Annotated in this window: 7 protein-coding genes and 1 pseudogene; 5 read left to right on the top strand and 3 right to left on the bottom strand. The window is 70.2% G+C overall.

What is annotated here, in order from left to right:
- The first annotated feature begins 519 nt into the window (after positions 1 to 519).
- Positions 520 to 2,697 (top strand): FUSC family protein, encoded by a 2,178-nt coding sequence (locus ACWGJM_RS34745; RefSeq protein WP_453415737.1) that lies wholly within the window; start codon positions 520 to 522, stop codon positions 2,695 to 2,697.
- Here ACWGJM_RS34745 and ACWGJM_RS34740 read toward each other — a convergent pair.
- The 3 genes from ACWGJM_RS34740 to ACWGJM_RS34730 all read right to left on the bottom strand — a co-directional run bounded on the left by ACWGJM_RS34740 (position 2,671) and on the right by ACWGJM_RS34730 (position 6,065).
- The gene (locus ACWGJM_RS34740; protein WP_453415736.1) at positions 2,671 to 3,207 is read right to left on the bottom strand and encodes a phosphate-starvation-inducible PsiE family protein; all 537 of its coding nucleotides are present in this window, start codon (positions 3,205 to 3,207) and stop codon (positions 2,671 to 2,673) included. The genes ACWGJM_RS34745 and ACWGJM_RS34740 overlap by 27 nt on opposite strands.
- A 449-nt stretch (positions 3,208 to 3,656) precedes the next feature.
- Positions 3,657 to 4,679, bottom strand: a complete 1,023-nt coding sequence (locus ACWGJM_RS34735; RefSeq protein WP_453415735.1) for a LacI family DNA-binding transcriptional regulator — start codon at positions 4,677 to 4,679, stop codon at positions 3,657 to 3,659.
- 132 nt (positions 4,680 to 4,811) lie between these two features.
- The gene (locus ACWGJM_RS34730) at positions 4,812 to 6,065 is read right to left on the bottom strand and encodes a poly(ethylene terephthalate) hydrolase family protein (RefSeq protein WP_453415734.1); all 1,254 of its coding nucleotides are present in this window, start codon (positions 6,063 to 6,065) and stop codon (positions 4,812 to 4,814) included.
- Positions 6,066 to 7,501: 1,436 nt separating this feature from the next.
- Here ACWGJM_RS34730 and ACWGJM_RS34725 point away from each other — a divergent pair.
- The 4 genes and pseudogenes from ACWGJM_RS34725 to ACWGJM_RS34710 all read left to right on the top strand — a co-directional run bounded on the left by ACWGJM_RS34725 (position 7,502) and on the right by ACWGJM_RS34710 (position 12,653).
- Positions 7,502 to 9,097 carry an arabinofuranosidase catalytic domain-containing protein gene (locus tag ACWGJM_RS34725; RefSeq protein WP_453415733.1) on the top strand — a complete coding sequence of 532 codons (1,596 nt, stop codon included), beginning with the start codon at positions 7,502 to 7,504 and terminating at the stop codon, positions 9,095 to 9,097.
- Positions 9,098 to 9,126: 29 nt separating this feature from the next.
- Positions 9,127 to 9,249, top strand: a complete 123-nt coding sequence (locus ACWGJM_RS34720; RefSeq protein ID WP_453415757.1) for an RICIN domain-containing protein — start codon at positions 9,127 to 9,129, stop codon at positions 9,247 to 9,249.
- 77 nt (positions 9,250 to 9,326) lie between these two features.
- Positions 9,327 to 10,790, top strand: a pseudogene (locus ACWGJM_RS34715) (endo-1,4-beta-xylanase); the annotation flags it as partial.
- Positions 10,791 to 11,219: 429 nt separating this feature from the next.
- Entirely contained in the window at positions 11,220 to 12,653 is a 1,434-nt protein-coding gene (locus ACWGJM_RS34710) for an arabinofuranosidase catalytic domain-containing protein (protein WP_453415732.1), read from the top strand.
- Positions 12,654 to 12,744 lie beyond the last annotated feature (91 nt).

The following is a 12,744-nucleotide window of genomic DNA, read 5'->3' as shown; positions in this document are numbered from 1 at the left end:
TCCGCCAGCGCATCTCCGCCCACCGCACGAGGTAGGCGATCGGCGTGGTGGAGGGCAGGTCGGTCATCCAGTAGCCGGCCGGCTCGTCGGCTTCTGCGGGCCGTTCGACCAGCAGTGTCCGCAGTGGCAGCACCCGTCCCAGCGGCTGCGGCCGCCAGCCTGTTCCTGGGCTGTGCGGGAGGCTCCCCTTCCCGACGGACGCACCTCAACCACTACGAAACGCGAGGTCCTTTGGTGCCTTGCCGCCAGGCGACGTCGTGAAAGCGGGTATCGGCCTGGATGAACGGGGTCAGAGGCCGGGCCGCCCGGCGGTTGCGGGGCAGTGTGGGCGGTCCCGGAGCGCCGTATTCGGGCTGATACAGCTCGGCGGTGGCCGGGCGGGCTCGCCAATGTACGCGAGGGTGCGGGTTTGTGAGTGTAGATCGGCCCGGGATCGCGCGCCCGCCGAGCGCCGCGCCGCCAGGAGGCGGCGGCGCGGCCGGCGCGACCCGGCAGGGTGTTCCGGCTAGGCTCACACCCGTGACGTGGCTGCGGGCCTTCGGGGAGGTCGTGCGATCCGGGCTCACGATCGAGGAGACGCGGCTGGAGCCCCTGCTCGCGCTGCGCACGGCCGCTGGGGTGGCGATCGTCATCGGGCCGGCGCTGTGGCTGGCCTCCCCTGCGTATGCCGCGTCCGCCGCCCTCGGTGCCTACTCCGCGGGTGGGGCCACCTTCCAGCGCACCTGGCGTCCACGCAAGGTGATCGCGCTCGGCGCGGGCGCGGGACTGGCGCTCAGCACCTTCGTGGGCTACCTGGCCGCGGGGCGTCTCGTGACGTTCCTCCCGCTGCTGGCCGTATGGGCCTTTGTCGCGGGGATGGCGTGGGCCGTCGGATCGACCGCCGGGATCGTCGCGGCGACGACGGTCGGCAGCATGCTGGTGACCATCACCCTGCCCACGAGTGTCGGGCGAGCCCTGGAACACGCCGGGGTCATCGCGCTCGGAGGCGTGGTGCAGGCCGTGCTGATCTTGCTGTTCCCGATCCGCCGTTGGGGGGCGCATCGTGACGCGCTCGCCGACGCCCTGGCCGCTGTTGCGGACTACGCCCGCCGGCTGCGGCACGACCCGACCGCCCCGTTCGACCCGGAGCCGTTGATGACGGCCAGGGACGCGGCCGCTGTGACGCCGTCGCAGGCCCGCACCCGTCCCCCTGTCCTCCACGGCCCCCGGGGCCTCGCCGAGCGCATTCGGCCGGTCGTCGCCGCGCTCGCCGACCCGGTCGTCGGCGCCCCGGCGGAGGGACCCGGGCGGGACCGCGCGCGGGAGCTGCTCGACGCGGCCGCCGACGTCCTGGACGCGGCCGCCCGTTCGATCCGCTGCGGCACTCCCGCCGAGGTGCCGCCCGGGAGCACGGACGTCCTGCGCATCGACGAGGAGCACGAGGTGCTGGACGGCCCCGCGCGGCAGGCCGCCGAGCGGCTCGTGGAACTGCTCGGCGAGGCGTTGGAGATCGCCAGGAGCGGCGGCGCGCGCGGGAAGACGCCCACGCCGCCCGGCCCCGCGGGCGCCCAGTTCCTGGTGCGCCCGACACTGTTCCGGCTGGTCCCGGTCGTCGTCCGGGCGGTCCGCCGTGAGCTCTGCAGGGACTCGCCCGTGTTCCGGCACGCCGTCCGCCTGGCGGCGGTGGCCACGCTCGGCTATCTGATCGCCGCCCGGCTACCACTGGGCCACGGCTACTGGGCGCCCATCGCCTCGGTGATGGTGATGCGGCCGGACTTCCACCGGACGTACGCGCGTGCGGTGGCCCGTCTCGCCGGGACCCTGGCGGGGGTCGCGCTCGCCACCGGGATGGTACGGACCCTGGGCCCGGACGCCCATGTGTTCGGCGCGCTGGCGGTGGTCTCGGCGGGCCTGTCGTACACGCTGATCCGTACCGGCTACGCCTACTCCCAGTGCTTCACTGCCGCGTACGTCGTCTTCCTGCTCGGTATGGGCGGCCAGGCATGGGAGCAGACGGTCCCGGAGCGGGTGGTGCTGACCCTGCTCGGCGGGGCCCTGGCAATGCTGGCGTACGTGGTGTTCCCCGCATGGGAGACGCCCCGGCTGCCGGGCCGGCTTGCGGACTGGCTCGCCGCCAACGGCCGCTACGCGGCCGCGGTGCTCCGCAGCTATGCCGATCCGACCCGGGAGCGTCGCGCCGACATGCGCAGGGCACTGCTGGCGAGCAGGGAGGCACGTGCCGCCTGGCAGGAGGCGTACGACCGGGCAAGGCAGGAACCGGTCCGCCCGAGGGGTCTGACGTCGCGCGAGGCGGAGGAGGCGCAGGAGGCGCTCAAGGGGTTCGGCCGGGCGGCGATGCTCATGGAGGGCCACGTCCCGCGGGCCGACAGCCGTTTCGTCCCCGAGGCGGAGCGGTTCGCCGAGGCCCTGGAGGCGGACACCGCGCGGGCGGCAGTCGACGTGCGGGAGCACAGGAATCCGGACTGGGGGCGCGTGGAGGAGGTGCTCCACTCGTGGGAGGGCGCCGCCGCCGGGGAGCGGAGCCCGGTGGTGCGGCGCGGAGCGGAACTGCAGAAGCGGGCCTTGGAGGACCTTGCGACGGCCGTGAGCCGCACACCCCTGGAACGGGACGTCGGCTCGGCTCGGGAGGAGCGGCGGATGCGGGCGGCCATGGCGGCGGAAGGTGACGGATCAGGGCCCGCGCACCGGGGTGGGTGACGGCGCCGGCGACGGGGAGCGCCCCCTCTCCTGGAGCGGGAAGTAGTCTCCCGGCCGCGTTGAGCGCCGCCACACGTACGCCGCTGTCGCCATCACGAGGATCAGCCCCGCCAGGATGAGAAGTTCGATCCCCTCGACGTTCCACCGGAAGGACTTCTCCGCCTCGGCCGTCACGATGAGCACCTTGCGGATGCCGGCAATCAGGCCGACGACGAGGAACGGCTCCGCGTCGAGGGTCTGGTTCCTGATGGTGAGGCGGACGGTGTGGAGCAGCTCGGCCACGATGAACAGCACAAGGCTGTTGTCCAGGGCGGAGAGAACGACCGGCGCCCCGCGGTACGGCCCCTGGATCGACCTGCTGACGTCATGGACGACCCCGACGGTCAGGAGCCCCGCGAGCAATACGAGGAGCGCGGCGACGAGGAGGTGGATGCCGTCCTCGATGAGCTGCAGGAGGCCCTGTACCCGGCCGCCCTCGATCTTCGGGAGAATGGGTCGCACAGTCAGCATGCTAGGGGTGCCCCGGCCCGCAGGCGCGGCGTGATGCCGAACGGGGGGACGAGCGGAGCCCTCCCTGTGGTGGCGGCCTGGGGGAAGGGGCGAGGCGCGACATCACCGAGGCCTGCCCGGCGGCAGGACGAGGAGGTATGAGCCAGCCCGACGCGGACACGAACGGCAGGAACCTGCGGCTCGTCCTGGTCGCCCACCCGGACCTGCCCTCCGAGATGGCCCGGGACCTCGCCCACCGACTGCCGGAGGATCTGCGCCGCCGCGTCGCCAGGGGCTGGCCCGCCGCCAGAGCGCCGTCTCCCCGTTCGGTGACTACGCCGACGCCTTGGCCGACGAGATCAAGGCCTGGCGGGACATCGCCCCTCGGCCTGCGGAACGGTCGGCGTCGGGGGCGTCTTGTGGACGGGATCGCCGTACCCCCCCCCGACTCAGCGCGCCGCGCGGTTGACTCACACCTGCCGGCCGGTGCGTGCGGCGGCTGTGCTGGAGCGCAGCGAGATCGGGGGGGTCAACAGGATGTGCCGAGGCGGGGTGTCCGGCGCGGCGATGCGTTCCACCAGCAGGGAAACAGCCTTCTCGCCCATTTCCAGGGCCGGTACGTCCGCTGCCGTGAGCGGCGGGCGGAAGTCCTCGGCCCAGGTCTTGGCCGCCACTCCGGTGATGGAGAAGTCGTACGGCACTTGGAGGCCAGTGTCCGCCAGCGCGCGCTGGATGCCGGGCAGGGCGGCCTCGTTGATGGTGGTGACAGCGGTGAGGTCCGGATGGCTGTGCAGCAGCGCCTCGATACATTCCTGACCTGAGCGGGCGTCGTCCCCGCAAGGCACTTCGATGCCGTCGAGGCCGCGTTCCGCCACGGCGGCCTCGAAACCCTCTCTGGCCCTGCGCGCCGGACCGTAACCGGCGGAGACGAGTTCCGGGGAACGAGTGATCAGAGCCACTCGGCGGTGTCCCAGATCGGCGAGGTGCCGCACGCAGTGCTGGACCAAGCCGGCGTAATCGACGTCGATCCAGGACATCTGCTGGTCGCCGGCCGTGTGCCCGATGCCGACGAAGGGCAGCCCGGCATCCTGTAGGCGACCCACACGAGGGTCCTCCAGGCGGATCTCCATCAGGATGACACCGTCCACGCGGCTCTCCGAGACCAACCGCTCGAAGGAGCGGTCGTGATCCCCGCCGGAAGGGGACAGCAGCACATCCAGGTCGACCCGGGCGGCGGCGTCGACCACGCTGGCAACGAAGTCCAGTTGCATGTGTGTGAGCCTGTTGCCGGCCGGCGGGATGACGAGACCGATCGTCCGGGTACGGCCCTCCTTGAGGGCCCTCGCGGTCGCGTTGGGGCGATACCCCAATTCGTTGATCACGTCCTGGATACGTCTGCGGGTGCCGCTCGCGACGGGTCGTTTGCCGCTGAGAGCGTAAGACACCGTGCTGCGTGACACGCCGGCGCGCCGAGCGATCTCCCCGATGTTCATGCAGCTCCCCGAGAACTTGCCCGCGGGTCGAAAGGATACCTCGCGCGAGTCGACTCGCCATCGGGCGCGGGGTGACCTGCCGGGGCGGCGGTCGGGTGCCGCCCCGGCGTCGAGCGCGGGTCTCTCACAAGGTCAGCTCAGTGACCATTGCTGGTTGGATCCGCCGTTGCAGGTCCACAGTTCCACGGGGGTGCCGTTGGTGGTGGCGGCGCCGGTGACGTCCAGGCACAGGCCGGACCGGGCGTTGGTGATGGTGCCGTTGGAGTTCAGCGTCCACTGCTGGTTGGTCTGGCCGTTGCAGGTCCAGGTGATGACCTTGGTGCCGGGGCTGGTGCCCTGGCCGGAGGCGTCCAGGCACAGTCGGCTGCCGCCGGAGTGGACGGTGAGCTCGTGGGAGGCGGTCTGGGACCAGGTCTGGTCAGCCGCGCCGGTGCAGTCCCGGATCTGCGTCTGTACACCCGCCGTCGTGGATCCGCCCGGCACCTCCAGACACCTGCCCGCACCCACCGCACGCAGCGCACCCGTACCGCTGGGCGGTGTGGTGTGCGGAGGTACGTACGGGCACTTGCTGTGATAGGTCGAGATGCCGGCGGGGTCGGCCAGGGCCGGGCAGAGGAACTGGGTGTAGCGGGTGTCGTCGTCGACGAAGGTCTTGAGCCAGGGGATCAGGACCTTCATCTCGGTGTTGTTGGGGTGGGTGTAGTAGACGTGGTCGGCTCCGGCGATCTGGAGGAAGGCGCTTTGCGTGGCGGCGGGCATGGTGGCGTACAGGCCGTCGAGGTAGGAGGGGGTGACAACCGTGTCTTTCTGCCCGCCGATGACCATGGTGGGTACCAGATCGGTGGTCAGGTTCTGTGAGGGGGAGAAGGGCGCGAGGGCGATGGCGGCTTTCAGTGACGGCCGTCGTTCGGAGGCGCTGACGACCCCGCCGCCGCCCATCGAGTGGCCGATGACCGCGAGCCGGTCGGGGTCGACCCGGTCACGCACGGGGCTTCGCTGGGTGAGGTAGTCCAACGCTGCCAGCAGCTGGGTGCCGCGGGCGGTGTCGTAGTCGGTGCGGCTGTTGGTCTCGACGCCGATCACGATGAAACCGAAGGACGACAACCATGGCCCCATCCATGCTTCTTCGTCGGCGAAACGGGCGGTGTAGCCGGGGACGATCGCGACGGCACCCCAGGTGCCCAGACTGGTGTCGGTGGGGTAGTAGATCGTGCCGCCGTTGAATCCGTTGCCAGGTGGCACGCTGACCGACGCGGTGGTGAAGGGGCCGCTGCTGGCGGCGACGCTTGCCACGGTGGGATCAGGGCCGCGCTGGTAGGGGTTGCCGGCGGCCGACGCCGGTTGGAGGGTCGCGAGCATCGCAGCGATCAGTCCCGCGACGGCCACGATCGAGGCCGCAACCGTCGTGACGGGCCGTGCCCGTAAGCCGGGCTGTGTCCGACCGGACGGGAAGCCCTCGGGCCCCCGCCGTGAAAGTGCGCTTCCTGGCATCAGTAACCTCCTTGGTAGCCCGGCTTCGACAGCCCGCCCACACGCCACACACGGCGACCACCGCCGTCCGGCAGGGGCGATCGGATCCTCGCGGCTGGTGCGGTCCGGCGCTCACTCATACCCGACCGCGACGACACGGGGCCGTACCGCCGTGCTCCCGGCGGTATCCGGCGGCGTTGAGCGCGAACCCGGAGGCCGGGGGCGCATCCGCAGCCGAGCCGACGAAGCAGTCGCGGCGGTTGCCGCGGCCACGCGGGCAGGTGGGGCGTCAGGGGTGTGCGCCCTTGTGTACCGGCGATCACCCGGTACGGGGCGTGACGGAGCGGCCGGGCGGGTGCCGGGCTCGAGCGGGCCCTTGTCGACGTCCGTCCGGGTGCCGGGGCCGTCGCGGTGCCGTCGTCGAACCGGTTGCCGGTGACGTGGCCGCCTCGCCCCGCGCCGGCGCCGTCAGCATGGTCGCCGTCGTAGGCAGAGCTGTGGCAGCCGTGCCCGGGCGGTCAGGTCTCGTCTCATCGCGTCATTCCTCGAGATCGGTGCCACTTCGTTACGGCCGTGCGGCGCAAGGGTGCTCGGTCCGCGGCGGTGGGCTGTGTGTACGGCGTCGCAGCCGTCCCCGGGGCTCGTCACGGATGGTGCTGTTCGAGCGCCCTGGTGCCCAGCGGTGCGTGCAGCCGGCCTGCGCGCTCTGGCGGTTCGGGGCGGACGAAGGATGCCCGAGTGCCATGAGTCGCGGGGAACGGCGTCGGGCTGCCGGGAACCGTCACGCGTTCCGCGTCTCACGTATTACCGGAAGGCGTGGGACGAATCGATTCCACGCAAGCGCTTCGACGTGATGGTACGAGTGGCGGAGTGTGGGGTCAATGGCGTGTCGCGCGGCGAAGGCGGCGCCGACGCGCGGGCCGAGGCTCCGCCGCTTCGGCCAGTGCCTTCCGGACCGGCCCTCCGTCATAGGGGTTTGGCGGCTGTGTACCTGCTCACCGGCATGAAAGGCAGGCATACGGTGAGCCGGGCCCGGTCGCCGGACCCACCCGCGCGGCCCACCGTGCCCCACACGGCGGAAGGTCACGCCGCCATCCGCATGCCTCCACCCCGGAAGTGTTCGAGCGTGCCGATCGATCCTCAACCGCAGGAATCAGCCGTCGAATCGATTCCGCGACAAGGTTCGCAGGAGGAGCCTCCGCACCCTTGACAGCTCACGAAGCCGGGAGCACCGTCTCCCCCCGAAACCTCTCTGCAATCTCGCTGCAAACACGGCACCTCCAAGCGCTTCCGGATTGTCAGCGCCACCAACACGACCCGATCGGGTCGCGCCGGCACGGTAGGGAGATCAGATGGGAACCATACGTACAAGACGCCACCTGCTGTCCGGCCGCGGTGGCGTGCAACGGTTACTCACGGCGGTACGGCGCCGTGGCAGGCCGGACAACGTGCCGGACCGGGCACACGTCCCCCTGCCGGCGCGCTCGCCCGCCTCCCGGCCGAAAGTGTTCGCCCGTGCGGGGGCCGCAGCCGTGCTCGTCGCCGGCACGCTGGCCGGCGCCACGGCCACGGCGGGTACGGCCCGTGCTGACACGTCCGGGCCGTGCGACATCTACGCGGCAGGCGGTACACCCTGCGTGGCGGCGCACAGCACGACGCGAGCGTTGTACGTCTCGTACAACGGGCCGCTCTACCAGGTCCGGCGGGCCTCGGACAACACCACCCGGAACATCGGCGTCCTGAACGCGGGCGGATACGCCGACGCCGCCGCCCAGGACTCGTTCTGCTCGGGGACGACCTGCCTCATCACGGTCATCTACGACCAGTCCGGCCGCGGCAACAACCTCACCCAGGCGCCCGGCGGCGGTGCCGCGGGCGGCCCCGACAACCTCGCGAACGCGACCGCCGCGCCCACCACGGTGGGAGGTCACAAGGCCTACGGCGTTTTCGTGGCACCCGGCACGGGTTACCGCAACAACCACACCAGCGGCATCGCGACCGGGGACAACCCCGAGGGCATGTACGCGATCTTTGACGGCACGCACTACAACGGCGGCTGCTGCTTCGACTACGGCAACGCCGAGACGGACAGCAACGACGACGGCAACGGCACCATGGAGGCCATCTACTTCGGCAACATCAGGGTCTGGGGCTACGGTTCGGGCAACGGCCCCTGGATCATGGCCGATCTGGAGAACGGCCTGTTCTCCGGGGTGAACCAGCACTACAACGCCAACGACCCGACCATCAACTACCGGTACACGACCGCCATCATCAAGGGCGGCCCGAACCACTGGGCGATCCGTGGGGGCAACGCCCAGTCCGGCGGCCTGTCCACCTTCTACGACGGACCGCGTCCCAACGTCCCGGGCTACAACCCGATGCGGAAACAAGGTGCGATCATCCTGGGCATCGGCGGCGACAACAGCAAGGGCGCCCAAGGCACCTTCTACGAGGGCGTGATGACCTCCGGTTACCCGTCGGACGCCACCGAGAACGCGGTCCAGGCCAACATCACCGCGGCCGGATACAGCAACTCCTCCGGCGGGGCGAGCACCGGTGCGCTGCACGCGGTGGGCGCGGGCAAGTGCCTGGACGTGCCGAACTCCTCCACCACGGCCGGTACCCAGCTGCAGATCTGGGACTGCAGCGGCGGCACCAACCAGGCCTGGACCCGCACGTCCTCCAACCAGCTGACCGTCTACAGCGGCAGCAGCCAGATGTGCCTGGACGCGTACAACAACCAGACGTCCGCCGGCACCAAGGTGGTGACCTGGCCGTGCAACGGCGGTGCCAACCAGCAGTGGCAGCTCAACTCCGACGGTACCGTCACCGGCACCCAGTCCCGACTCTGCCTCGACGTCACCGGCGCCTCCACGGCCAACGGCGCCCTGGCCGGACTCTGGCCGTGCAACGGTGGATCCAACCAGCAATGGAGTCTCAACTGACCTGAAGTTCCGCGCGCTCCGACGGCACCCTGCGGGCGCTCGGGAAGTGCCTCGACGCCACCGGCCGCGGTACCGCCAACGGCACAAGGACCGAGATCTGGGACTGTAACGGCGGCGCCAACCAGCAGTGGACCGCTCTGCCGGTCTCCTGAGCCCGTGACCCGACTCCACCGCAGCACCGTCTCGCGGTCGGTGTCTTCCACCCCCCACACAAGGAGAATGATCCTTTATGGCCTGGCTCAATGAGCGGCCCCGTCTTCGCAGGGCCCTGGCTTCGGTCACCGGTTTGACAGCCGGCACGGTACTGGCCCTGGCCGGGACAGCGGCCCCCGCGGCCCATGCGGCTTCCGGCACGCTGGGCGCGGCCGCGGCCGGCAGCGGCCGCTATTTCGGCACGGCCGTGGCCGCCGGGAAGCTCGGCGACTTGACGTATTCCACGATTCTCGACCGGGAATTCAACATGATCACCCCGGAGAACGAGATGAAGTGGGACACCACCGAACCGTCCCGCGGCAACTTCAATTTCGGCCCGGCCGACCAGATCGTCGGCCACGCCACCGCGCACGGACAGCGGATGCGTGGCCATACGCTGGTGTGGCACTCGCAGCTGCCCGGCTGGGTCAGCGGCATCAGGGACGCGAACACGCTGCGCAGTGTGATGGACAACCACATCACCAGCGAGATGACCCACTTCAAGGGCAAGATCTACGCCTGGGACGTGGTCAACGAAGCCTTCGCCGACGGCTCCACCCAGCACCGCGGCTCGGTCTTCCAGGACGTGCTCGGCAACGGATTCATCGAGGAGGCGTTCCGCACCGCGCGGGCCGCCGACCCCTCGGCCAAGCTCTGCTACAACGACTACAACATCGAGAACTGGACCGACGCGAAGACCCAGGGCGTCTACACCATGGTGCGCGACTTCAAGTCGCGCGGCGTGCCCATCGACTGCGTCGGTTTCCAGAGCCACTTCGGTGCCGGCGGCCCGCCGTCGAGCTTCCAGACCACCCTGGCCAACTTCGCCGCCCTCGGCGTCGACGTCCAGATCACCGAACTCGACATCGCCCAGGCGCCGCCGACCGCCTACGCCAACACGGTGCAGGCGTGCATGAACGTCTCCCGCTGCACCGGCATCACCGCGTGGGGGATCAGGGACAGCGACTCGTGGCGGTCGGGCGAGAACCCGCTGCTGTTCAACGGCAACGGCAACAAGAAGCCGGCCTACGACGCGGTCCTCTCCGCGCTGGGCGGCAGTACGGGGGACTCGGGGGGCATCGTCTCGGGCACGGTGTATTCGCTGGTCGATGTCGCTGCGGGCCGGGCGCTGGACGTCCCGGGTGGGCAGACGGCGAATGGCACGCCCCTACAGGTCTGGGACTCCCATGGTGGTGCGAATCAGCAGTGGCGGGCGAGTCAGAACGGTGATGGTTCGTACACGCTGACGAATATCGGCAGTGGGCGGGTTCTGGACGAGCCGGGTGGTCAGACGGGAAATGGCACGCGGATGGAGATCTGGGATGCCAATGACGGTGCGAACCAGCACTGGCGGGCGAGCCGGAACGGCGACGGTTCGTACACCTTGACCAACGTCGCTTCCGGCCGGGCGCTGGAGGTTCCCGCCGGACAGAGTGCCAACGGGGCCCCCGTCGAGGTCTGGGACTCAACCGGCGGCGCCAACCAGCACTGGAACCTCAGGTGAGGTGATCGGCGCCGAGCGCGCCCCTGCTCCTGGATCGCTTCGGCGGACCAGTACGAACACCCGCGCCCGGTACGGCGGCCGTCGCCGGGCGCGCGCCCCGGCATGCCGTGATAACGCGCTGACCAGGGCAAACATTGGATGGATCGAGTTCCGATGCGGTGAGACATGTGTATTGACAGTGGGTTGGGAGCGTGGAATCACTAGGGACATGGGATGTCTGAGTGTTCTCTGTGGGAGCTCTCGGGCTCGCTGACGGGAGCGGTCGACGGTAGGCGAAGTCGACTCCCTCTGAATTCCTTCGGACAGGCACGGCGCTCTCTGTCCCCTTCCCCCACATATTCGAGGAACAGAATGCAGCCTTCATCCGTTTCGCCCCGGAGCCCCGCTCGCGGGCCACGCTTATCGGCGTCCGCCGCCGTATGCGTGATGGCACTGCTGACCGTTTTGCTGGGGACCGCGCCGGCATGGTCGGCATCGGCAGCTGTGGCACCCCTGGTGAGCTCGGCGACGGGGCGGTGTCTGGACGTCAAGGGCAACGTCGACTCGCTCGGAACGGCGTTGGACATCTGGGACTGCAACGGCCAGGTCAATCAGGCGTTCGAGTTCACGTCGGCGGGTGAGCTGAGGACGATGGGCGGCACCCGGTGCGTGGACGCCTACGACAACCGGACGGCTCCGGGAACCCCGGTGGCCATCTGGTCGTGCGACGGACGGTCGACCCAGATGTGGCGACAGAACTCCGACGGGTCCGTCACCGGCGTCCGGTCCGGCTTGTGCCTGGACGTCAACCGGGCGGGCACGGCCAATGGCACCGCGGTCATCCTGTGGACCTGCAACGGCCAGAGCAACCAGAAGTGGAGCATCCCGACACCTCCGCCTCCGCCTCCGCCCGGCGGGTCGGGCCCCTGCGACATCTACTCCGCGGGCGGTACGCCGTGCGTGGCCGCGCACAGCACGGTGCGGGCGCTCTACGGTTCGTACCACGGCACCCTCTACCAGGTCAGGCGCTCCTCGGACAACGCGACCAGGGACATCGGGGTGCTGGCGCCCGGCGGCTTCGCCGACGCGGCGGCGCAGGACTCGTTCTGCGCGGGCACCTCGTGCGTGATCACGGTCGTCCGCGACCAGTCCGGGCACGGCAACGACCTGTGGTACCAGGGGTCGGCCCAGGTCCCGGGATCGAGCCAGAGCAGCCCCGCGAAGGCGACCTCCGAGTCGCTGACCGCCGGGGGCAACAAGGCGTACTCGCTGTACATCAATCCCGGGAACAGCTACTGGCGGGACGGCCACCTGACGGGCGTGCCGACCGGTACCGCACCCGAAGGGGCGTACATGGTGACCAGCGGCACCCACGTCAACGGCGGCTGCTGCTTCGACTACGGCAACAGCGAGACGGACCGGAAGGCCGACGCCGCCGGGGCGATGGACGCGATCAACTTCGGTACCGAGTGCTGGTTCGGCGGCTGCGCCGGCAGCGGTCCCTGGGTGCAGGCCGATCTCGAGTGGGGCCTGTACTCCGGCGGCAGCCAGTCCTGGAACACCAACCAGCGGGCTTTTCCCAGCAAGTTCGTCACCGCGATGCTGAAGAACAACGGGACGTCGAGGTTCGCCCTCAAGGGTGGCAACGCGCAGTCCGGTGGCCTGACCACCCTGTGGGACGGCGGACTGCCCGGCGGATACAGCCCCATGAAGAAACAAGGAGCCATCGTCCTGGGGAGCGGCGGCGACTGCTGCAAGCCCGGCGGCGGCGCCAACCTGAGCGCCGGCACCTTCTACGAAGGAGCGATCGTCGCCGGCTACCCCTCCGACGCGACCGACAACGCGGTGCAGGCCGACATCACCGCCACCGGCTACCGCTGAGCTCCTTTCACAGGTGAGGGGGCCTCCGGCACGCCTGAAGGACCGCCGCCAGACCTGTCCCGCTGCCATGTATGTGATCTCCCACAACTCG

It is taken from the genome of Streptomyces sp. NPDC054834, assembly GCF_053611185.1.
Note: the sequence above shows the minus strand (reverse complement) of the source record. Positions and strands in the feature narration are given on the sequence as shown.